This is a genomic window from Haloarcula sediminis (assembly GCF_035656455.1).
GTDB lineage: Archaea > Halobacteriota > Halobacteria > Halobacteriales > Haloarculaceae > Haloarcula > Haloarcula sediminis.
Window position 1 is genome coordinate 133,267 of record NZ_JAYMGA010000005.1, and the last position, 21,604, is coordinate 154,870.

Consider the following 21,604-nt stretch of genomic DNA (forward strand, 5'->3'; position numbering starts at 1 on the left):
GTCCATTAGCGTACCCTCCAGTCTCGACTGCGAAAAATCCCCCGTTCTCAGTTCACAGTTTGCTGGTGGCTTCCTCAAGGCACTCCACGTCGACGAACACGACGACGTGGTCTCCAAGTTCGATGACCGTGTCACCGCGGGGGATGATACGCTTGCCGTCGCGGGTGATAGCGCCGATGACGACGCCCTTGGGGAAGTCGGCGACGGACTCGCGAATCGGGCGGTCGACGAGGACGCTCTCTTCGTCTATCTCTATCTCCATGACCTCGGCGCGGTCGGACTCAATGATGGCGACGTTCTCGGCGTGTTGCTCGCGGGTGAAACGGGTTATCTCCTCTGCGGTCGCCTCACGTGGATTGACAGCGACGTCGACGCCGACGGCCTCGAACAGCGGGACGTACTCCCCCGCGTCGACGACAGCGACCGCACGCTCCGCGCCCAGGCGCTTGGCAAGCAGCCCCGCAAGCAGGTTCTTCTCGTCGTTTTCCAGGGCCGTAACGACGATATCGACGTCCTCGATGTGTTCCCGTTCGAGGAACTCCCGGTCGGTCGCGTCGCTCTCCAGAACGGTGGTGCCGCTGAGGGCCTCGGCGATTTCCCTGGCCCGCTCGGGGTCGCGTTCGACAAGCCGGGGTTTCAGACCCCGTTCCTGTAGCAGTCGGGCGGTGTGATAGCCCACGTCGCTCCCGCCGACGATGAGGATGTTGCGCGCGCCATCGCTGTCGGGTTCGAGTTCGTGCGAGAAGGTCTGGACGCTCTCGGGGCTCCCGATGACGACGACGTCGTCCCCGGGCTCTAGCACTGTCTCGCCGCCGGGGATGACGACGTTGTCCTCCCGGAGTATGGCCGCGAAGGTGAGCGACTCGTACCGGTCGGCCTCTTCGACAGTCAGATTGGCGACTGGGCTCGATTCGGATATCTCGAACTCCGCCATCTGGACCGCGCCGTCGGCGAAGGTCTCGACGTCCTGTGCCGCCGGCAGTCCGACCACACGAGCGATGGACTCGGCGGTCAGCAGGTTCGTCGCGACCATGTGGTCGACGCCGAAGGCCCGCTCGGACTGTTGCCAGGTCCGGAGGAACTTCGCGCTCTTGACCCGCGAGATCGTGAAGGCGTCCGTGACGGTCATCGTCGTCCCGCAGGTGACGATGTTCGTCTCGTCGTCGTCCGTGCTGGCGATGACGATGTCGGCCTGGCCGATGTTTGCCTCCCGCAGGGTGTCGAGGTCCGCTCCGTCCCCCTCGATGCCCAGTACGTCGGCCTCGTACATCAGCTGTTCCACGCGGTCGCCGTCGATGTCGATGACGGCGACGTCGTGATTCGCCGCGAGGCTCTCGGCGATGGCCGAGCCGACTTCGCCGGCACCGACGATTACGACGTACATCGGCAACCCTCTGCCGTGTTCATATCGGACCCCTTCTGTCGGCCGCGTCAAGTGTATTTCCATCTGTGAGACGCTGCCCGGCGTTTCGAAGAACGGTACTCTTTCAGGGGTCGGTTCAGAACGACGGAACGAATGTACATCGTCATCGTTGGGGCTGGTGACATCGGCACGCCGCTCATCGAGATCGCGACCGCCGGTGGCAACGAGGTCGTCGTCATCGAGCGGGACGCGGCCAAGGCCGAGCAGGCGTCACGGGAGTTCGACTGTCTGGTCATCAACGACGACGCGACCTCGAAGGAGACGCTCGCCGACGCGGGCATCGACCGAGCCGATGCGCTCGTCTCGACGACGGACCAGGACGCGACGAATATCATGGTCTGCCTGCTGGCCCAGGAGCTCGACGTGCCGGAAGTGGTGTCGGTCGTCCACAACCCCGAACACATGGGGCTGTTCCGCCAGATCGGAGTGAACACGATGCAGAACCCCCAGCGGCTCATCGCCGAGTATCTCTACCGGGCGGTCAAGCGCCCGTCTATCGTCGACTTCATGCGTATCGGCGAACAGGCCGAGGTGTTCGAGATAACTGTCAAGCAGGGAGCGCCGATAGCGGGCAAAACATTACAGGAGGCCAACGACGCGGGCCTGCTGGACGCCGAGGTACTCATCGTCGCAATCGAGCGGGAGGCGAGCGACGAACCGATAACCCCGCGTGGTAATACACGCATCGAACCCGACGACCTGCTGACGGTCTACTCTGCGACAGGGGCGACCCCCGAGGTAACTGACGTCTTCGGCCACACCGAGGACCACAACTGACATGTCACGACGGACCGACGGCACGTTGCCGACGGACCTCCGAATAATCGCCCGCGACATCGGCTCGCTCCTCCTGATGGAGGCGGGGCTGATGGTCATCACGGCGGTCATCGCGCTCGGATTCCGGGAGTTACACGCCGCGCTCGGGTTCATTACCGCGGGGGGTATCACGGCCGGCCTCGGCTGGCTGGCGAACCACCGCTTTGCCGACGCGCCGGTGCCGGCGATGAAACACGGGATGGTCATCGCCGCCGGCGGCTGGTTCATGGTAGCGACCTTCGGGGCGCTCCCGTTCTTCCTGACCGCGTGGTTCACACCGCCCGAGGTGATGGCGTCGTTCGTCCCGGTCGGGACTGACACGAGCGCGTGGGAGCCGATCCGCGTCGGCGGGACGACGACCGTCTCCAGTCTGGCGTACTTCCGGAACCCGCTGCACGCCCTCTTCGAGAGCATGAGCGGCTGGACCGGCAGCGGTCTGACGATGGCCATCCACGAACCGTCGCTGCCCCGTGCCGTTCAGTGGTGGCGTTCGTTCATCCAGTGGGTCGGCGGTGTCGGCGTCATCGTCCTGACGGTCTCGATTCTCGCACGACCCGGGAGCGGGAGTTACGCCCTCTACCGGAGCGAGGCCCGCGAGGAGAAGATCCACCCCAGTATCGTCTCGACCGTCCGGACGGTGTGGAAACTGGTCGTCGGCTACACCCTGTTTGGCTTCCTCCTCCTGTTCTGGGCTATCACCGCAAGCGACTACGGGAGTCAGCTCCCGCTGTGGGAGGCCGCCTGGCAGGCGCTCAATCACGCGATGACCGGCCTCACCACGGGCGGGTTCTCCGTGACGGACAACTCCATCGCGACCTACGACTCCGCGCTGGTGGAGTTGGCCCTGCTGCCCATCATGATACTGGGGGCAATCGCGTTCCCGATTCACTATCTCGTCCTCCACGACAGGGAGTGGCGCGAACTGGTCACCGACCTCCAGACGCGCTGGCTGTTCGTCCTGCTCGGGCTGGGCGTCATCGTCCTCTCGCTACAGAACGCACTGACCGTCTCGGCGAGCGCCGACGCCTTCGCCACGCAGTCCTTTCTCCCCGTCTCGGTGCCGATTCTCAGCGCCGGGCAACTCGACGCGGTGCGGGACTCCGTCTTCCAGTGGGTGTCCGCGCTCTCCTGTACGGGGTTCCAGTCGGCCCCTATCGGCCGCTGGGTGGCCGGCGGAAAGGTGATGGTAGTCGGTGCGATGACGCTGGGCGGGGCCGCGGGGTCGACGGTCGGCGGTATCAAAATAATCCGGGGCTACACTGTCGTCCGGGGCATCATCTGGCAGTTCTCGCAGGTTTTCCTCCCGAAGAACGCCGTCATCACGACCCGCATCGACGGCCGCGTACTCGACCAGTCGGAGATGAACCAGGAGTTCAGCGAGGCCGCTATCGTGACCTTGCTGTGGGTGCTCTTTCTCGCCGTCAGCAGCCTCGTGCTCGTCAACCTCGCCGGTCCCGACTTTGGCTACGCCGACGCGCTCTTCGAGGTCGCCAGCGCCCAGGGCAACGTCGGCCTCTCCTCGGGTATCACCGGCCCCTCGATGCACCCGCTGGCGGAGACGATGTTCCTGTTCAACATGTGGATCGGTCGCCTGGAGATTATCCCGGTACTCGTGTTCGTCCGCTCGGCCATCTACGGGCTGAACCCGTAAGCAACGACGACCGGGGGCAAGACATACACTCTTAACAGATAGTGCCCGTAGGCCACAGTATGAACAGTGGACCCGATAACGGAAGCCAGTGTCTTCTCTCCCACGTCCTCCTCCCCGTCGCCAACGAAGATGACGCACGGGCGACGGCTACCGCACTTGAACCCTATAGCCCCGAACGGGTGACAGCCCTCCACGTCGTCGAGAAGGGCGAAGGCGTCCCCGACAAGACCCCGGTCGAGCAGTCCGAAGAACTGGCCGAAGCGTCCTACGTCGCCGTCCGCTCCGTGTTCCCCGACGCCGACGACCACACCGCGTACGGGCGGGATATCGCGGCCGAGATATTCGACGCCGCCGACGCGGTCGACGCCAGCGCCATCGCCTACCGTGCCCGGGACGGCGGGCGACTCATGAAGTTCCTCTCCGGGGACCTCTCCCTGAAGCTCGTAACGAACGCAGACATCCCCGTCATCGCACTGCCGCGTGAGGACACAGATGACTGACGACGAGCTCGCAAAGGACCTCGGCCTCGTCTCGGCGATGACCATCGGCATCGGGACGATGATCGGCGCCGGTATCTTCGTGTTGCCCGGCGTCGCGGTAAACGCCGACAGCGGTGTCGGCCCCATCGTCGTCGTCTCGTTCGTCGTCGGCGGCGTGATAGCGATGGTGAACGCGATGTCGGTGTCGGAACTCGGGACGGCGATGCCGAAAGCCGGCGGGGGGTACTACTACATCAACAAGTCCCTCGGGCCGATGTTTGGCTCCATCGCGGGAATGGGTGACTGGATGGGACTTGCCTTCGCCTCGGCGTTTTACTGTATCGGCTTTGGCCAGTATCTGGCGGTCTTCGTCGGGTTGCCGGCCATCGCGTTCCTGAATCCGATACAGGTCGGCGCGCTGGTCGCCGGGCTCGTCTTCGTCGGCGTCAACTACATCGGCGCAAAGGAGACCGGCGGCATCCAGACCGTCATCGTCTCCATCCTGCTTTTGATTCTCACTGCGTTCGCTATCGCCGGCTTCCTCTCGTTTGACTACGCGACCTTGGTCGGCTCCGGTGGGCTCGCGCCGTCCGGACCCGGCACGATCCTCCCGGCGACGGCGCTCGTGTTCGTCTCGTTCCTGGGCTATGCGAAGATAGCGACCGTCGCCGAGGAACTCAAGAACCCGGGCCGGAACCTCCCAATCGCCATCATCGGGAGCGTCGCCATCGTCACCGTCATCTACGCGATTCTGGTGACGACGATGCTCGGTGTGATTCCGTGGCCGGAACTCAGTCAGGACGCGCCGGTCGCACAGGCCGCGGAAGTGGCCTTCCCCGCCTCGATAGGGCCGATAGGGGGTATCGCCGCGGGCTCGGCGGCGGTGATGACGATCGGAGCGCTACTGGCGACGGCCTCCTCGGCCAACGCCTCGATCCTCGCCTCGGCCCGCATCAACTTCGCCATGGGGCGTGACAAGATCGTCACGAACTGGCTCAACGAGATCCACCCCAACTACGCGACGCCCTACCGGTCGATTCTGGTTACCGGCGGACTCATCATTGTCTTCATCGCCGCGCTCGGCCGTGATATCGAAGTGCTCGCGAAGGCGGCCAGCGTCCTGCATCTCATCGTCTACGCGCTGTTGAACGTGGGGCTCATCGTGTTCCGGGAGGCGGACGTCCCCGAGTACGACCCCGACTTCGAGGTCCCGTTCTACCCGATAACCCCGATACTCGGCGCCGTCCTCTCGCTGGGCCTCGTCGCATTCATGGACGGGACGGAAATCGCGCTCTCGGGCGCATTCGTGCTCGTAGCGGTCGTGTGGTACTTCGTGTATGCACGCGGTAAGACGACACAAAAAGGCGTGCTCTCCGATTACATTCAGCGCCGGGAGGAGGAGTTACCCGACCAGATTGTCGACGCCGCCGATGTCGTGTCCCCAGTTCCTGACGGCGGGCAGTACCGCGTGATGGTCCCGCTGGCCAACCCCGAACACGAAAAGGAGCTGATCACACTCGCCAGCGCGATGGCCAAACAGCGCGGCGGAACCGTCGTCGCGACCCACATCGTCACCGTCCCGGACCAGACCGCACTGGCAAGCGCAGCCGACCGGAGCGACGAGATAGACGAGAGCTCACAACACCTCCTGAACCGGGCCCGCGAGGACGCGGAGACGTTCGGCGTCGAGGTCGAGACCCACACCATCCTCTCACACAAGTCCTACGAGGCCATCTTCGACGCTGCGCGTACGCACGACGCCGACCAGGTCGTGATGGGCTGGGGCCCCGACTCACACGGCTCACCCGGCCGAGCGGAATCGGCCATGGACGAACTCACCGAAGCGGTCCCCTGTGACTTCCTCGTCTTGCGTGACCGCGGGTTCGACCCCTCGCGAATCCTGCTACCGACCGCCGGCGGCCCCGACTCCGAGCTGTCGGCGTCGGTGGCGAAACTGCTTCAGGCCGAGTACGGCTCCGAGGTGACCCTGTTGAACGTCGACGACGACCCGGCAGCCGGCGAGGCCTTCCTCGAAGAGTGGGCCGCGGACAACGGGCTCGACGACGCCGAGCTGCTCGTCAAGTCCGGCGACGTCGAGACGGCCATCGAGGACGCCGCCGCCGACCACACGCTCTTGCTCATCGGCGCCACCGAGGAGGGACTCCTCCGTCGGCTCGTCTCCAGGTCGCTCGTCCTGGACGTCGTCGACGAGGTGGACTGTTCGGTGCTGATGGCGGAGAAACACCGCGACCGCGGGCTGCTCGAACGGCTTTTCTAGCCCCCTCGGTCGGCGCCACAACCAGTCAACCGTGGGTACCACGTCGGCGCATCGTCACACCGCGGAAGCAATAACACCGGACCGTCACGCACACTCCGTCAGCACGAACGGATCGGCCTCGTTGTCTCCAACGAGCCGGCATAGCGGTTCGGAAAGCAGTTCGGTGTCATACCGACGGAACGGGAGGTCATACGGTCTGTGATAGATCAGGTCCGGCCCCGGAGTCGGCGGAGGGTCCGAGCCCAGCGCCAGTGACGATATTTTCTCCGTATGCAGCGCCACCGATTATTACTCCGTGAAATGTGAACGCGAGGCTTAATACGCCCATTATAGATGTACCAGTATGAGCGATAATCGCAGTGGTGAGAGCACGGGTGGCGACCCGACCGCGGACGGCGGCGTGGTCAAGCCCTCGTCGTCGGAGACGGAGGAGGAAATCGACATCGAGTCGCTGTCGGACAGCGAGCTGCGTGCGAAGTTCCGGGAGGTCCGAAACGAGCGCGACCAGGCCCGGAGTCGCGCCGAAGAGCTTGAAGACACCGTCGAGGACCAGCAACGCCGTCTGTACGACCTCGAGGGCTCCCTGGCCGAGCTACAGGGCGTCGTCAGCGCCAACGCCTCGGGCGATCTGACCCGCCGGGCCGATATCGACTCCGACGTCGACTCCGTCGTCGATTTCGTCTCCAGCTACAACCGGATGCTCGACGAGTGGAACACGATGCTCAAGCAGGTCAAGAAGGTCAGCACGTCCGTCGACGAGTCCACCTCCGAGGTCAAAGAGGAAGTAGAGAAAGTCGAGCAAGAGGGCGAGCAGGTGAGCCAGTCTATCAGCGAGATCGCCGACGGCGCCCACGAGCAAAACGAACACCTCCAGCAGGTCGGCGACGAGATGCGCTCTATCTCAGCGACCATCCAGGAGGTCGCGGCCTCGGCGACGGAGGTCGCAAACACTGCCGAGACCTCCGTCGAGAGCGGCGACACCGCCCAGGAAGCCGCGTCCAAGGCCATCGAGGACCTCGAAGCGATGGAGGCAAAGACCGAGGAGATGGTGACACAGGTCGAACAGCTCTCCGCTCTGATGGGCGACATAGAGGAGATTACCGAGTTCATCAACGACGTGGCCGACGACACGAACATGCTCGCGCTGAACGCCAACATCGAGGCGGCCCGGGCGGGCGATGCGGGCGCGGGCTTTGCCGTCGTCGCAAACGAGGTCAAGGACCTAGCCAACGAGACCAAGGAAGCGACCGACGAGATCAGTTCGACCGTCTCCGAGGTGCGCGAGCAGACCGAGACCACCGTCGAGAACATGTACGAGACCCAGGAGGTCGTCTCACAGGCGGGTAGCGCGGTCGACTCGACCATCGACGGGCTCGATGACGTAGTACACATGATAGAACAGGTCAACTCCTCGATCAAGGAGATAGACGACGCGGTCGACCAGCAGGCCCAGACCACGCAGTCGGTCGTCTCGATGGTCGACGAGGTCAGCGCCGTCAGCGAGGAGACGACTGCGGAGGCCGAGACGGTCGCCGACGCGGCCGAAAGCCAGGCCGCGTCGCTCGCGGACGTCACCCAGGAGGTCGGCGTGATGTCCCAACAGGCCGAGGAGCTCGGTTCGACAGCCGCGCAGTTCACGACTGGCGAGCGACAGAAACACACGATGTCGAAAGGCGACACCGTCATCGACTTCTGGCACGCGATGGGTGGGGCCAAGTCCCTCCTGCTCCATGACTTCGCCCGCGAGTTCGAGGAGCAACACGGGTCGGTCCACTTCCGACTCTCCTCGCTGGGCAGCTACGACGGTGTCTTAGACGAGAGCCTGGCCGCCGCCGGGACCGAGGAGATGCCCGCTATCGCCCAGATAAACGAGATCGGGAGCATGCAAGCCCGGCTGTCGGGGGCGTTCAAGCCGGCCGAGCGCATCCTCCCGAAGGCCGCGAAGTCGTCGCTGACCGACTCCGTCTCGGACTACTACACCGTCGACGGGGAGCTACAGTCGGTGCCGTTCAACTCCTCGAACCCCGTGTTGTGTCTCAACAGCGACGCCTTCGAGGCCGCCGGACTGGACCCCGAGAACCCGCCGGAGACGTTTGCGGAGGTCCGAGCGGCCAGCGAGCAACTCGTCGACGCCGGCGTCGTCGACTACGGCATCACCTTCGCGAACTACTCCTGGTTCGTCGAGCAGTGGTTCGCCGAGGCCGGTCAGGAGCTGGTCAACGAGCAGAACGGCCGCGCCGGCGTCCCCGACGAGGCCTACCTCGACAGCGACTTCGGCCACGACCTCTTCCAGTGGTGGACCGACATGGAAGCGGACGGGCTCTACCACAACAGCGGTATCAAGGCCCGCGGGACGGCAAAGAAGACGTTCCACGACGAGCGGGCCGCCATGCTCATCGGCTCGACGTCCTCGCTTGGCTCTATCCAGTCCGGCGCCGACTTCGACCTGAAGACCGGCTATCTCCCCGTGCTGGAGGAGCGAAACGGCGTCCTCGTCGGCGGTGCCTCGCTGTGGATCGGCGATAACCTCGACCCGGACGTCGAGCAGGCCGCCGGCGAGTTCCTCTCGTGGCTCTTAGAGCCCGAACAACAGGCCCGCTGGCACCGCGAGACGGGGTACTTCCCGGTCTGTGACGGCGCCGCCGACCTGCTTCGCAGCGAGGGCTGGTTCGACGAGAACCCTCACTTTGCCACCGCCTTCGACCAGTTCCAGCAGTCCTCCGACACGCCCGCGACCAACGGCGCACAGATGGGGCCGTTCCCGAAGGTCCGGAGCATCATCGAGCAGGCGCGCGCGGAGATGCCCGTCGGCGAGGACGTCGGCGAGGAGCTTCGGGCGCTGAACAACGAAGTCGAGGCGGAACTGTTCAGCTGGGAAGCGGAGAGCTGAGAGCCGCGACCAGCCCGGATTCTGACTGACGGGGTCACAACGACGACACACGCTGTTCTGTTGCCGGCTGATGACGCGGAACCGGATACCGACGCGGTCACAGGTGTACACCGCACCGCATGTCACCGGCCAGCAGACACCCGCTGGCCCCGCCGCTGTACTCCAGTCAACTGTCACAGCCGACGGGCCACTGTCGCGCTCGGTACTAAACGACGGGCGGCGACGGCGTGCGTTCGCCTGACTGCCCCGCGAGTGTCGACGGTGACACCACGGACCCAGCGACGATACCGCGGTGCCCGGTCCGTGAGAACGGCAGCACCGCTGGCACCGGCGAGAGTGTGTCGACGTGCGAGCGCAGCCGCTGAAAAAATGCAGACCCGGTCAGCCGAACATCTGGCGCGTTTTAGGACAAAAGCACTTAATATCTGCCCGCTGTTAGGCAATATACGGTGAACGTCAACGACACCAACAACACGAAAAAGAAGTTGAACCGACAGTGGGAGCTGCTGGACCAGGCCGATATCTCCGACCGTGACAAAGAGGCAATCACCGATTTCGTCCGTATCGAGCGGCAGGGAAACCAAAATCGGGAACCGAATACCCTCTACTCGGATCTCAGTAGTCTCCGGAACGCCGCCGTGCGGGCCGACACGTCCCTGGTCGAAATGGATCTCACCGGCTTCCGAACCCTGATAAGCACCCTCACGAGCCCGAAATCCCAGGGTGGCTATGGCCTCGACCCTAACGGAGGCGGCATATACAACTACAAGCGAGCCCTCCGAATATTCTTTCAGTGGCTTGATAGGCAACCCGACTTCCCGGACTTCGAGTTCTACGACAGCATCGATATCACGTCTCAATCGGTGAGCCGCGTCAACGAGGACAAGATGCTCGATGACGACGACATCGAGAAGCTGAAACAACACGCGAAGAACCCGCGTGACCCGGCTATCATTGAATTCCTGGCCGATACCGGGGCTCGGGTTTCGATGGCTTCCCAACTCCGGATCAAAGACATCCACGACCTCGACACACAGCGGCCCTACTTTACGCCGAATCCGAACGGGAACGGACACAAAGGAGCCCCTGATAAGCGCTACCCGATTCTCCAGAGCCGAGCCGAAATCCGGAACTGGGTAAACCAATATCACCCCGATCCCCGTCCGGAAGCTCCGCTCTGGCCGATCCTTAGAGGGTATGACCGGGATTCCCCGCAGGAGTGTGCCCTCAGTAACGATCGACTGCGTGACGCACTCCGTGCTTGTGGTCGCCGGGCCGGTATCGAGAAGCCGGTTAATCCGCACAACTTCCGACACAGTGCTATCACCCGGCTCTCCAGACAGGGCTACACCCCCCAACAGATCCAGCACATCGCCGGCTGGGCTAGCGACCGGATGCTGGAAGCTTACGACCACACCACGGACCGGCAGCGAAACGAAGGGATGCGGGTCAAGGCCGGTTTCATCGACGAATCGGAAACAGAGGACGGGCCTACTCAACCGAAGACCTGCGGGAACTGCCGAGAGACTCTCAAGGCGACGGCCCAATTCTGTCCTCGATGTGGAGCGCCGACGACGAAAGAAACCGAGGAAGCCATCAGCGAACAAGACGACCGGATCGTCGAATCGGCTGCAATGGCCGACGGAGAATTGGCAAGTGCCGTCTTGGAGCTCCGGCGATTGGTCGAAGACTCCCCCGAACTCAGACGAAGGCTGCTGGACGTTTGAACAGCTCACAGGTCTTTTCCTCCGTCGGTGAGGGCAATAGCTCTCTCAGCGTCTTCAGCCACTGGTAGATCGGATTCGGCCAATTCGACGAAGGTATCCAGGTGTGTTTGTACCAGCTCCTCGACTGTGTCCTGTTTTCCGTTGTCGGTGACGTTAGGCGATTCCGCCTTTTCTTCGTTGTGCGCTTCCTCAATACCGTCGTGGTCGGTTTTGTCGATCATGTCGTCCGATGATTGCCGGGTTATCCCGGAATCCGCTATCGGACAGACCGGCCAATTAGGCAGTTCCCGACGAATGGCCCGAAACCATTTTGTTAGTCGGAATCCGACTTGTTGGTAGCCGGTGATGGTCGACCGTCATGGTCGGTCTGTCCGGTCGCTTTGCTTCAGATGTCGGCGGAGTCCTTGGCCGGGTGCCGCCGACATCGATCGTTTCGCCTCGGAGTGTTACGCTTCTTCAGGGCCGGGTTTCACCGGTCCCGACGTGACCACCTTACGACCTGGCGAACAGCCTGTTCGCCGTCGATAGCCGGGCCACGCTTGCGTATACAAGGAGAGGCCACCGACAAAACTATTTCGTCCGACTACAGAACCATAGTTAGGAGATATTCGACTTGCATGGCCGAAGAAAATGACGACGATATCCCGGACTTGTTTAGTGGTATCGAAGACAGCGATGGGAGCCTCACAGGTGAGTCAGGTTTGAAGCCCGTCGACCGACCAAGGGGTATTCTGTCACCGACCGACCGCGACTACTTGTGTGGCCTGAAGGATTACAGCCATAGCCAAACAGAACTGAATCGCCGGCAAGAGATCCGGGAGCGAACAATCGAAGGGGTGCGGGATTTCAATCTTCTGTGGCTGCTGCTGGAGGAACCAGAATGGAAGAAGGTAATCGAAGCTTTCGAGACTGAAGAGCTGAATACGGCCTTGTCCTCCATGATTGCCTTCGCCTACACCGCGATCGGCCAAGATACCAGTCGCATGGAAGATATCCTTGAGCGCGCCCTCTACGAAGGCGCCAACTACGACATATCCGGGCGCTGGTCCGGGAAGGCGAACGACGTGACGGTTGATATCGATATCGACTATGAACCCAACGTTGAGGAGCTGTATACACGGGTTCAACAAGGGGAGGGGGATAGTTTGACACCGGCCGAAATCGGCGCGTTAGTCCAGGCCGGTAAACTCGACCCGGAGGATCTTGAGAAGCTGGAAGAGACTGGGCCGGAGTTTCCCGGCATATACGCCGGTGGAGCTATCGAACGAACCGATGGGAACGACACCGAGGAGTAACTGATGACTCGGCTATGGCACCTCATCGCATAATCATAGCCGACCATTGGGCCGGGTCGAGACAAAAATAATTCCTGGGTTTTGGCCGGCTCAGATATCCGAATTAATGGTAGAAATGGTAGTACGTCGTGCGGGATCCGAGACCGGGATGATTGGCCGGCTATTCGAACTCGGCGAGTGGGTCGTATACATCTCCGTCTAACTCGGACAGAGCTTTTCGATAGTCGGCTTTCCGGTGTGCTGTTACTATCACCCGGAAGGCCACACGACAGGCCAGCCTCTTGCCAATCACAAGTCCTCCGTCGGGTCGTATGGGCTGGTCTGAAGGAAGGACGACGAGGAGCCGCTACGCGTACCATCTGACTGTTCAGCCGGTGAATTATCGGCTTCAGCTATAGCTCGCTTCTCATCAATGTATTGTCGAAGTGCTTGGCGGAGAACATCGGACCGGGTAGCATCAGATTCGGCCGCCGCTTCGTCCACTTTTTCGCCGAGGCCCTCGGGAACTCGGCAGGAAACGTGCGAAGTCACAGGTATACATATGTAGTTATCTAGTAAATAGATTGGGCAAACTAGACGGTCAAAGTGTTCCCATTCAATCGCAACCACTCACGCCGGTCCTCGTAGTCCGGAATAAGCGTCCCGACTGTATTCCAAAACGAATCGGAATGGCGGTCATGAACTTCATGGGCCAATTCGTGGACAATAACGTAGTCCTGAATACGAACCGGCGAAAGTATCAACCGCCAATTCAAACGGATGATTCCGTTCTCGTATTCACCCCATCGGTCATCGATTTCAGTGACTTCTATGGAATCGTACTGTGTCCCCAATTTTGGAGCGAAGCGGTCCACCCGTTCCGGTAGCTCTTCACCGGCTCGCTGGATGTACCAATCAACGACTGCCTGCCGCTTCCGTCGGATGCTTACACTATCACCAGGAGCGTCAAAGCGGTGGAGTTTGAGGGTAAACTCGTTCCCGTCAAACGAAAGCTGTGGCTCCGGGACATCCGCCTCAGTGACGTTTAAGCGGTACTGACGGCCACGGTACTGCAACTTCTCACCACTGAGGAACTCTTTCTGTCGGGGCGTATCGGACTGCTCAGCAAGACCGTATAGCTTGTCCAAGATCCAGTCCTTTCGGTCGTCGAGGACCGCCTCAACCTCGTCTATCTTCGCCGAAATCGGTGCCCTGACCTCCAACTCCATCGACTCATCGAGAGATAGCTGAAAGGTCTCCCTGTTCTCCGAATACCGGATTTCGTAGGGGACAACCGTTTGACCGATATGGTACTTTTTGCTCATGCTCCATAGTGCTGCCGTGCCAAGTTGATGACCCGATTCGTCAGCTCGTCACGCTCTTCTTTGGATAGGTCCGCGTCAACCTTGTACAGTTGGATCTTAACGTCGCGGCGCATCGCCTTCTGAACGTTGACCTTCTGTTTCCATTCGACGATAGAGGCGTGCTCCTCGACCGCTGCAACGGTTGCACGGGTCAGTTCGAGCAACTGGCCCTGGTCTATATCGCGGTCGCCCTTGTCGAGGACCTTCTCAACAGCGTGGTAGAACGACAGCTCCGTCGAGCCGGCGAGGCCCTTTTTTTCGGCCTCACGGTCTCGTGAGCGCATTTCGTCCATCACGTCGCGGAGCTGGTCGATTATCTCCTGGTCAGTGAGACGCTTCTGTTTGTACTCTTGGATCAATTCCTCTACCCGCTCCTGGAGGGAACCGTACTGGACGGGGTCTTCGTCATAGCGAACGTTTAGTTCGTGTTTGATCGCGTGCCTCATTTCGCTCGCTCTTGCCTCGTCGCTTTCTAGGCCTTCAACTCTCGCGTCGAACTCCTCGGACTGCATTACGGAGACCGGCTCGTCGTTCAGTACCTCGATCCCGGACGAGCCGATATGGTCGTGGATCAGCTCGCGAACTTTGGCACCGCAGCCCTCGATGTTCATCGTGTCGTCGCGATACCGCTTCTTCGCTTTGGCGTGTATCTCCGTTAGCCTCTCCAGGTCGCCCTGGTACGGGTTTGCCATCGGGTCGGGCATCACGATGTCCATCAACTTCGAGAAGCGTCTGAAGGCGTTGTTGAACTCCACACGCCGGTCGTCCGGCTCAAGCGACTGAAGACACGCCTCCACGTCGTCGAGGTCCTCGAAGAAGGCGACGGCCTTGTTGTGAGCCGCCTCCAGTTCCGGCTTCTTGTCTTCCAGCGGGACCATCGCCCGCTCCACGTCCTCGGCGCTGAACATCGCCAGCGCTTCTTTGAGGTCGTCCGAGACGCCGTAGTAGTCGACGATGAGGCCGTGATTCTTGTCTTCGTAGGGTCGGTTGACCCGTGCAATCGCTTGCAGGAGGTTATGCTCCTTCAGCGGCTTGTCGAGATACATCACCTGGGCGATCGGCGCGTCGAAGCCGGTCAGCAGCATATCGCAGACCACGAGCAACTGGACGTTGCCCTCGTCGTCCTCGCCTTCACTTGTGAAGGAGTCCTTGATATCTCGGAGTTCCTGGTCGCTCGGCGCTATCTCTTTGATATCCTCGGGGTCATTGTGGTCCTTCGAGATGACGACCCGCGACTCGGGGCCGTCGTGGGCGTCGAGCCGGTTCTTGTAGGTGATTGCTGCCCGCTTGCTGGTCGTGACGACCATGCCCTTGAACGGTCGGGCGATGTCGTTATCGAAGTGGTCGACGATGTCCTCAGCTACTCGGTCGATCCGATTCTCCGCTTCGGCGAGGTCTCGCTCACTTGCGTAGCGCTTCTTGATTTCTGCCTTTTCGGCCTCGCTGTAGCCTTCAAACACCTCGTCGAAGACTTCGTCGAGGTCTGCCCCGTCAAGATGTACATCGGCCAGACGGCCCTGATAGAGGATCTCGACGGTGGTGTTGTCTTCGAGCGATTGGTCGATGGTGTACGTGTCGATGTAGTTGCCGAAGGTGCGGCGGGTGTCCCGCTCCTCTTTCTCGATTGGCGTCCCAGTGAATCCGACGTAGAAGGCGTTGGGGAGCGCGGTACGCATATTGTTCGCCAGCTGCTTGTACTGGGTCCGGTGGGCCTCGTCGACCATTACGTAGATGTCGTCATCCCGCGATAGTTCGGGGAAACCATCGGGATAGTCTTCGGGAGACTCGTCTTCCGACAGCTGGAACTTCTGGATAAGGGTGGTAATCGTCTGGCCGGCGTTCTGTTTGAGTGCGTCCCGTAGCTCGTCTTTGTCGTCGGCTTGGACCGGATTCGGGAAGCCGCACTGCTCGAAGGTCGAATGGATTTGCGTATCGAGTGCCTGGCGGTCGGTGACGAGCAGGAGCGTCGGGTTGTCCTTCTGCCGGCGGAGCTTCAGCCCGAGGAACAGCATCGTGAGCGATTTGCCCGACCCCTGGGTATGCCAGATGACGCCGCCAGGAGCTTCACGGCGTTCTCGCTCGCGGATAGCCTCCAAGGCCCGGTGTGTCGCCCGATACTGCTGATACCGGGCGACCATCTTCTTGATGCCGTCTGTGTCCTCCTCGAAGACAGTGAAGTGTCGCAGCTGGTCAAGCAGGCGCTCCGGCTCGAAGAGCGCGTATATCATCCGGTACTGGTCGGGAACGTATCCATCGAGTCCGAAGAGGTCTTCCAGATACTCGTCGTCGACGGGATAGGCGTCCCGCCACGGCTTGTATTGGTCCCATGGCGTCCCGTAGGAGCCCATCAGCGCCCCCTCGTACCACGTCGCAACCGAGAACTGGTTGTACCGGAATAGCTCTTCAGCGCCTTCTTTTTCTCCGTCTCGTTGGTTCTGGTAGCGGGTGATCTGGTCAAGAGCGTCGGATTTGGCCTTGTTTCCGTCGGGCGGGCCAATTGTCGGATCCTTGCACTCGATCACACCCAGCGGCAACCCATTGACGAACGCGACGATGTCCGGCAGTATCGTCTCCCGATCGCCTTCGACGCCGAACTGATTGATAGCGAAGAAGTCGTTGTTCTCGGGATTCTCGTAGTCGATTAACTTGACAGTCTGGTGCTTCTTGCCGTGGCCCTCGTCCTGGACAATGGAGGTATGCTGAACCAGTAGTTGGTGGATCTGCTGGTTCTCGTGCATCGTGTTGCGGCCCGTAACCTGTTTGATTTCTCGGACGACCTTGTTCAGATTGTTCTCGTCAATCCACGGATTCAGCCGGTCGATGGCAGCCCGTAGTCGGGGTTCGAGGACTACATCGGAACGCTTCGTTCTTGGATCGTCCCATGGCTCTTGCGTCCGATCGACGACCTCCCAACGGAGAGTCTCGAAAGCGTCGAGAGCGGGCTGTTCGGTCGTCTCGTACTCGTTTGGCATATTAATCGAGCAGACCTGTTGGTGTCCGTACCGCGCCAGTAAGAAGATCCTGCATTAGGCCACGTCTAAGTTCTTCGAGCTTCTGTTTGTGATGTTCCTCCAATTTTATCTTTTTATCTATTGTAGAAAGAATTTGAGAAAAATATCTTTGTTTTTGCAGTTCTGGAACCATGATTTCGTACTTCGATAGGGCAGTCGTGTCGATACTATCAATAGTAGTTCCAGACTTACGACAAGTCAGCCGAATTCGTTCGGAATTGTAATGCAATACCTGAAATAGATACTCCGGATCGATTTGTTCTTCGTCAGGCACGAGAGCTTTGAGGTCCTGATTTATCGTTGACGGGATCGTGATCTTGCCGATCGGGAGCCTCCGCTTGATTACGTTACTACGTACAGGGACAAGTGTGCTATTCGCAGGATATATTGTGAGTGGGGCTTCATTTATCCCCTCCTGAGTAACCTGATCCTCTGTCTCTTCAATGATTCCTCGTTTGTCAAATTCTTTCGGAGAGCACCACGGTGTGTCCCCATTCCAGTATTCCGGATTCGATCTTTTTGGTGTACTTCCCCCACCTATTTCGCATAGTTCATCAAGCTTTTTTACATCCCAATTGTCCGGTACATTCTTGGGCTTTTTAGTGGTGGTAGCACCGTGCTCAGGTGATAAATATATATCTTGGAAAAAACCCTGTTTCAGTTCTTCTGCCGTCTCAATTAGCCTCTCGGTTTGGTCTATCTCTTCAGTCAAAATCGAGAGCACAGCAGCAATCCGCTGTTGCTCAGGGATTGGTGGGGTTAGAACCGGAAATGAATTAAGTTCTCCTTGATTTAATTTACCTCTGTTTGTTCCAGAAATGACGTGCCGCATATCCACATACTCAAAGAAGTAAGCTAAGTACTCCTCAACAACATCTGTTGCTCTTAGAACATGGACATGATTGTTGACCCAGCTTTTCCCTTCTATAATATATGCCGTCCCACCAAATGGTGACCAGTCAGCTCCATCCTCCCCAATCAGTACTAACTTTTCATCAAATATATGTCCAGAAACAGAATCTATCTGTCCCGTTGCGCCATAGTAGGGAACATCACCGTTCTCTCTATTCGAGGATTTTATTGGCTCTCTCTGTCTGTCAAGGTTCTCCGTGACTTCCGCAACTGTCCGAACTCGCCACTCTTCTGGAATACTAAATTCCTTCGGTCCTAACTGGACCTGTTTGTACCCATCACGAGGTTCATTTACCTCGCTCTCAATTGACTCGCTCATCGGTAGTTCATCTCCTCCAAGTATGTCAACAATAGTTCGTCCGTCTCTTGGAGTTCCGTCTCCAGTGTTTCCAATTCATCGAGCTTCTGACTTACATCGATCGGGTCCTCGGGCTCCGTTGTATCCACGTACCGCGGGACGTTCAGATTCCAATTGTTCTCCTCGATTTCTTCCAAGTCGACGACTCGGGAGTGGTGTGGCTCTTCTCGACGCTCACGGTAGGTCTCTGCAATATGCACAACGCCTTCCTCAGTGAGGCGGTTCTGGTTCGATAACTCCTCATACACCTGCACACCTGACTCACGCAGCTCTTCATCCTCAGTATAAATGAATTGGACTGTCCCCTCACGCTCTTCCGGCTTGTCCTTGTTGAGAATGAGGATGCATCCAGGCGATCCAGTGTTGTAGAACAGGTTCTCAGGCAATGCGATGACTGCTTCAATCAGATCGTCCTCTAACATCGGCTTGCGAATTTTCTTCTCAGACCGCGAACGGAACAATACGCCGTTGTCCATCACGACGCCCATCTTCCCGTTCTCGTTCAGCGAGGCAAGCATCAGCTGAATCCAGGCCCAATCGCCCCGGTTAGATGGCGGGAGCCCATACGGAAAGCGATCATACGGCTCATTGTCCTGTACCCAGTTCTTACTCCATTCCTTCTGGTTCCACATCGGGTTGGCAATCACCTTATCGAACTGTTCGAGTTCGTCGTGCTGGGTGACAAACTGCGGGCTGGTGATCGTGTCGCCCTTAGCGATCTGGGCGTCTTTCACCTCGTGGAGCAGCATATTCATCTGGCCGATGGCCCAGGTGTTGAGGTTCCGCTCCTGGCCGTAGAGTGAGAGATCGGTCATCGAGCCGCCATTGTCGGCGACGTGCTGGGCGGAGTAGATGAGCATCCCACCGGAGCCACAGCAGGGGTCATAGACGCGATCGCCCGGCTCCGGGTCGACGCACTCGACGATTAGCTCGACGACCTCGCGGGGCGTGTAGAACTCGCCACCCTTCTTGCCCGCGTCGTCGGCGAACTGGCGGATGAGGTACTCGTAGGCCCGGCCGAAGATGTCGGGGTCCTCCAAGTCGACGTTCCGGTAGCGGTGGGTGCTGAAGTGTGTGACGAGTTTGTCGAGCACCTGGTCGCCGAGCCGGTCCTTGTCGTTGTAGTCGATGCTGCTGAGCACTCGGTCGGCTATCTCGTCGTTCTCGTCCTCAATCGACTCCAGGGCCTTGTTGAGCGCCGCGCCGATGTCGGACTCCTGGGCAGTGATGTGGTCCCAGCGGGCCCTCTCAGGCACCCAGAACTCTTTGTGGAGGTCGCGGTCGTCCTCGACCATCTCCTCGGGGATGCCGTGCTCCTCAGCGATCTCCTCGGTCTCCTCCTCGAAGCGGTCGTTGACCCGCTTCAGAAAGAGCAGACCGAAAATGTAGTTCTTGTAGTCGGCAGAGTCGATACTTCCGCGTAGAATATCGGCAGCTTCCCAGAGGTGGGTCTCCAGTGTATCGAGGTCGAGAGTCGAATCGCCGTCGGCTCCCGGCAGTGTCTCCTGCTCGTGGCTCATTATGTACCATCAAGAGACTACCAGCCGGTTAACCCTTTCCGACGTAGTCCTGCGATAGAACCGGAACCAGATGTTATTCTAGAAACCGGAACACGAGTAGGGAAGAGGAAAAGAATACAAAACAGTTCTCATACTGTCGCTACAGTTTTATCAAATCAGTTGAAAATATTAATGATATAGAGAATATGTCGAAATATATCGTAGATAGACCCAGAACACTGGTTCAAATATGATAAGTGGCTTCAAAAAATCATATACTAAGATAATATAAGTTCAATTCAGTACAAGTTTCCGATAGGCTTTTTATAAATCAAAATGGATATGATATATGCGAGATAATAGCGAATCATTTGACTATTCCCGAAAAGACCTTAGAAAAGTAACTAAGTTTACCGAAGGAGACTACCGTGGTATCAATCCAAGAGAGTTCTTTCGTTCTTTAAAAAGGAGCTTGGAAGAAATTCAGAAAGACGGAGATTTCAAATATACGACTCACGGCGATCAAAGCACCTCCTTCAGTATCACAAGTGAGGAGGTCGGATCAAAAACTGGTCGGGTTGAAGGTCGACTAACTGCCAACTCAGATTATGAAGGGATAGGTTCTGGTTCTCTTGAATACAAGCCATATGGTCCTCATGCAGCTTGGTCAATAGTGGTAGGATTAGGACTGAGCTGGCTAATAGTCCCACTATTATTAGTACCTCTTGGGATTTATTTATATTTAAAAGAAGATGAGTGTGACCTTCCATTATTAAGACAGGACGTAATCCGAGTACTAATGAGTGGTGAGGTGAGTGAGCGGACTATCGAAGAAGGAGCAGAAGAAAAAACCGATATATTTGCCAATTTGAATGTTATTTATGCAGGAGATACATTCATAAAAGTCGACACCGGGGAATTTGACGAGTATCGACTGGCGCATCGCAAAAGAATAGTACAGTTCATGAAAAAGACGTTCAATGAAGTCATAGAAGACGAAGATTTAAAGAAAGATATTGATAGTGGGATTATAGGAAGTTTTATTGGTCATCTAAAGGCTGCAGCAAACAATGATGTTCAAGGAGATGTTAGGGAGATAGAAGAAATGCAAAATGTTCTCAACGAAAAGTTCGAATATCGTCTAGAATTTTCAGAGATTCTGCTTAAATACCTATCATCAAAAGATGAAAGTGATCTCAAACACTATCAAGATTCAATCATGATGGAATTAGAAGAGCTATCTGAAGATATGGACGTATATGTTGAGCGCGAGGGGATGGAAAACCAGTAAATAGCCTAACTTCCACGAAAGTCAGGATATTAGCATAGATTGATAGAACGTATAAGGCTTATTGTGTCAAAGCTAGAACTATCTCAGATAACTCGTTCTATCACGCCTTGGAAAAGAAGCCAATGTTCAACGGTGCTTTCTTCCGCGTCGGTAGAGCCAGACGAGCAGAACCGTTACACCGGCGATAGGCGTGGTAAATGCGTCACCATTCAAATTAGCAAAGAGTTCTAAATAGGCCATTCCGACCAAGGCGACGAACAGGACCGGGAAAACGATTTTTTCGCCGATACTCAAGCCGGTCCAGAACGATCCACCGCTCGAACTCTGTGCCGAAGACGGCCGGCTCTGTTGTGCCTGTGCAGCGGATGGAGCACTCGGTTGTTGATCGCAGTCAGTACAAATAACCGGGTCACCACCAAGCTCCTGATACCGGGATGGTGCCAATCGAAGCCCGCGACTACAGGATTGGCATTCGGTATGGATTGCGCAGTCCCGACAAACAGGATCCTCACCAAATTTCTGGAAGTAGCGAGTATCAACCTGAAAATTCTTGTCGCATTTAATACAATTGACATCGGCCTGGCCCATAATGTTGTGTTAGCGATTCCGTATAAATAGATACTGATGGGGT

Annotated in this window: 16 protein-coding genes; 8 read left to right on the top strand and 8 right to left on the bottom strand. The window is 58.4% G+C overall.

Going from position 1 to position 21,604, the window contains the following annotated elements:
- Positions 1–52 precede the first annotated feature (52 nt).
- Positions 53–1,384 carry a Trk system potassium transporter TrkA gene (gene trkA / locus VJ162_RS09705; protein WP_324663911.1) on the bottom strand — a complete coding sequence of 444 codons (1,332 nt, stop codon included), beginning with the start codon at positions 1,382–1,384 and terminating at the stop codon, positions 53–55.
- 132 nt (positions 1,385–1,516) lie between these two features.
- Here trkA and VJ162_RS09710 point away from each other — a divergent pair, with 132 nt between their 5' ends.
- The 6 genes from VJ162_RS09710 (at position 1,517) to VJ162_RS09735 (ending at position 11,264) form a co-directional block, all read left to right on the top strand.
- Complete coding sequence (locus VJ162_RS09710; protein ID WP_324663912.1) at positions 1,517–2,200, top strand: potassium channel family protein; 684 nt, start codon at positions 1,517–1,519, stop codon at positions 2,198–2,200.
- A gap of 1 nt (position 2,201) precedes the next feature.
- On the top strand, positions 2,202–3,890 hold the full coding sequence (locus VJ162_RS09715) for a potassium transporter TrkG (RefSeq protein ID WP_324663913.1): 1,689 nt from the start codon (positions 2,202–2,204) through the stop codon (positions 3,888–3,890).
- A gap of 59 nt (positions 3,891–3,949) precedes the next feature.
- Complete coding sequence (locus VJ162_RS09720; RefSeq protein WP_324663914.1) at positions 3,950–4,390, top strand: universal stress protein; 441 nt, start codon at positions 3,950–3,952, stop codon at positions 4,388–4,390.
- Positions 4,383–6,647, top strand: coding sequence for an amino acid permease (locus VJ162_RS09725; protein WP_324663915.1), 2,265 nt, complete (start codon positions 4,383–4,385; stop codon positions 6,645–6,647). Before VJ162_RS09720 ends, VJ162_RS09725 begins: the two co-directional genes overlap by 8 nt.
- 343 nt (positions 6,648–6,990) lie before the next feature.
- Positions 6,991–9,537 carry an extracellular solute-binding protein gene (locus tag VJ162_RS09730; protein ID WP_324663916.1) on the top strand — a complete coding sequence of 849 codons (2,547 nt, stop codon included), beginning with the start codon at positions 6,991–6,993 and terminating at the stop codon, positions 9,535–9,537.
- Positions 9,538–9,986: 449 nt separating this feature from the next.
- Positions 9,987–11,264, top strand: a complete 1,278-nt coding sequence (locus VJ162_RS09735; protein WP_324663917.1) for a tyrosine-type recombinase/integrase — start codon at positions 9,987–9,989, stop codon at positions 11,262–11,264.
- Between the two features lie 5 nt (positions 11,265–11,269).
- Here VJ162_RS09735 and VJ162_RS09740 read toward each other — a convergent pair whose 3' ends face one another.
- A complete protein-coding gene (locus VJ162_RS09740) occupies positions 11,270–11,485 on the bottom strand; it encodes a hypothetical protein (RefSeq protein WP_324663918.1) in 216 nt (71 codons plus the stop codon).
- A 396-nt stretch (positions 11,486–11,881) separates the two neighbouring features.
- Here VJ162_RS09740 and VJ162_RS09745 point away from each other — a divergent pair, with 396 nt between their 5' ends.
- Positions 11,882–12,559 carry a hypothetical protein gene (locus tag VJ162_RS09745; RefSeq protein WP_324663919.1) on the top strand — a complete coding sequence of 226 codons (678 nt, stop codon included), beginning with the start codon at positions 11,882–11,884 and terminating at the stop codon, positions 12,557–12,559.
- Between the two features lie 288 nt (positions 12,560–12,847).
- Here the strand turns inward: VJ162_RS09745 and VJ162_RS18485 are convergent, their stop codons facing one another.
- Genes VJ162_RS18485 through VJ162_RS09765 form a run of 5 tightly spaced genes read right to left on the bottom strand, consistent with a single transcriptional unit; the run spans position 12,848 to position 19,703 of the window.
- Positions 12,848–13,168, bottom strand: coding sequence for a CopG family ribbon-helix-helix protein (locus VJ162_RS18485; RefSeq protein ID WP_407066852.1), 321 nt, complete (start codon positions 13,166–13,168; stop codon positions 12,848–12,850).
- Positions 13,132–13,863, bottom strand: coding sequence for a M48 family metallopeptidase (locus VJ162_RS09750; protein WP_324663920.1), 732 nt, complete (start codon positions 13,861–13,863; stop codon positions 13,132–13,134). The genes VJ162_RS18485 and VJ162_RS09750 overlap by 37 nt, the downstream gene beginning before the upstream one ends.
- Positions 13,860–16,874, bottom strand: a complete 3,015-nt coding sequence (locus VJ162_RS09755) for a type I restriction endonuclease subunit R (RefSeq protein ID WP_324663921.1) — start codon at positions 16,872–16,874, stop codon at positions 13,860–13,862. Before VJ162_RS09755 ends, VJ162_RS09750 begins: the two co-directional genes overlap by 4 nt.
- Position 16,875: 1 nt before the next feature.
- Positions 16,876–18,144: a restriction endonuclease subunit S gene (locus tag VJ162_RS09760; RefSeq protein WP_324663922.1), complete on the bottom strand. Its 1,269-nt coding sequence runs from the start codon at positions 18,142–18,144 to the stop codon at positions 16,876–16,878.
- A complete protein-coding gene (locus VJ162_RS09765) occupies positions 18,141–19,703 on the bottom strand; it encodes a class I SAM-dependent DNA methyltransferase (protein WP_324663923.1) in 1,563 nt (520 codons plus the stop codon). Before VJ162_RS09765 ends, VJ162_RS09760 begins: the two co-directional genes overlap by 4 nt.
- A gap of 328 nt (positions 19,704–20,031) precedes the next feature.
- Between VJ162_RS09765 and VJ162_RS09770 the strand changes: the two genes are divergently transcribed.
- Positions 20,032–20,973 (top strand): hypothetical protein, encoded by a 942-nt coding sequence (locus tag VJ162_RS09770; RefSeq protein ID WP_324663924.1) that lies wholly within the window; start codon positions 20,032–20,034, stop codon positions 20,971–20,973.
- Between the two features lie 126 nt (positions 20,974–21,099).
- On the opposite strand, the gene VJ162_RS09775 is transcribed toward VJ162_RS09770, so the two are convergent.
- Positions 21,100–21,561 carry a hypothetical protein gene (locus VJ162_RS09775; protein ID WP_324663925.1) on the bottom strand — a complete coding sequence of 154 codons (462 nt, stop codon included), beginning with the start codon at positions 21,559–21,561 and terminating at the stop codon, positions 21,100–21,102.
- Between the last annotated feature and the right edge of the window lie 43 nt (positions 21,562–21,604).

Excerpts from the sequence above, each read along its gene's own strand:
- VJ162_RS09725 (WP_324663915.1), top strand. The coding sequence starts at position 4,383 with ATGACTGACGACGAGCTCGCAAAGGACCTCGGCCTCGTCTCGGCGATG.
- VJ162_RS09775 (WP_324663925.1), bottom strand. The coding sequence starts at position 21,561 with ATGGGCCAGGCCGATGTCAATTGTATTAAATGCGACAAGAATTTTCAG.
- VJ162_RS09740 (WP_324663918.1), bottom strand. The coding sequence starts at position 11,485 with ATGATCGACAAAACCGACCACGACGGTATTGAGGAAGCGCACAACGAA.
- trkA (WP_324663911.1), bottom strand. The coding sequence starts at position 1,384 with ATGTACGTCGTAATCGTCGGTGCCGGCGAAGTCGGCTCGGCCATCGCC.
- VJ162_RS09730 (WP_324663916.1), top strand. The coding sequence starts at position 6,991 with ATGAGCGATAATCGCAGTGGTGAGAGCACGGGTGGCGACCCGACCGCG.
- VJ162_RS09770 (WP_324663924.1), top strand. The coding sequence starts at position 20,032 with ATGCGAGATAATAGCGAATCATTTGACTATTCCCGAAAAGACCTTAGA.
- VJ162_RS09710 (WP_324663912.1), top strand. The coding sequence starts at position 1,517 with ATGTACATCGTCATCGTTGGGGCTGGTGACATCGGCACGCCGCTCATC.
- VJ162_RS09750 (WP_324663920.1), bottom strand. The coding sequence starts at position 13,863 with ATGAGCAAAAAGTACCATATCGGTCAAACGGTTGTCCCCTACGAAATC.
- VJ162_RS09720 (WP_324663914.1), top strand. The coding sequence starts at position 3,950 with ATGAACAGTGGACCCGATAACGGAAGCCAGTGTCTTCTCTCCCACGTC.
- VJ162_RS09745 (WP_324663919.1), top strand. The coding sequence starts at position 11,882 with ATGGCCGAAGAAAATGACGACGATATCCCGGACTTGTTTAGTGGTATC.
- VJ162_RS09755 (WP_324663921.1), bottom strand. The coding sequence starts at position 16,874 with ATGCCAAACGAGTACGAGACGACCGAACAGCCCGCTCTCGACGCTTTC.
- VJ162_RS09715 (WP_324663913.1), top strand. The coding sequence starts at position 2,202 with ATGTCACGACGGACCGACGGCACGTTGCCGACGGACCTCCGAATAATC.
- VJ162_RS09760 (WP_324663922.1), bottom strand. The coding sequence starts at position 18,144 with ATGAGCGAGTCAATTGAGAGCGAGGTAAATGAACCTCGTGATGGGTAC.
- VJ162_RS09765 (WP_324663923.1), bottom strand. The coding sequence starts at position 19,703 with ATGAGCCACGAGCAGGAGACACTGCCGGGAGCCGACGGCGATTCGACT.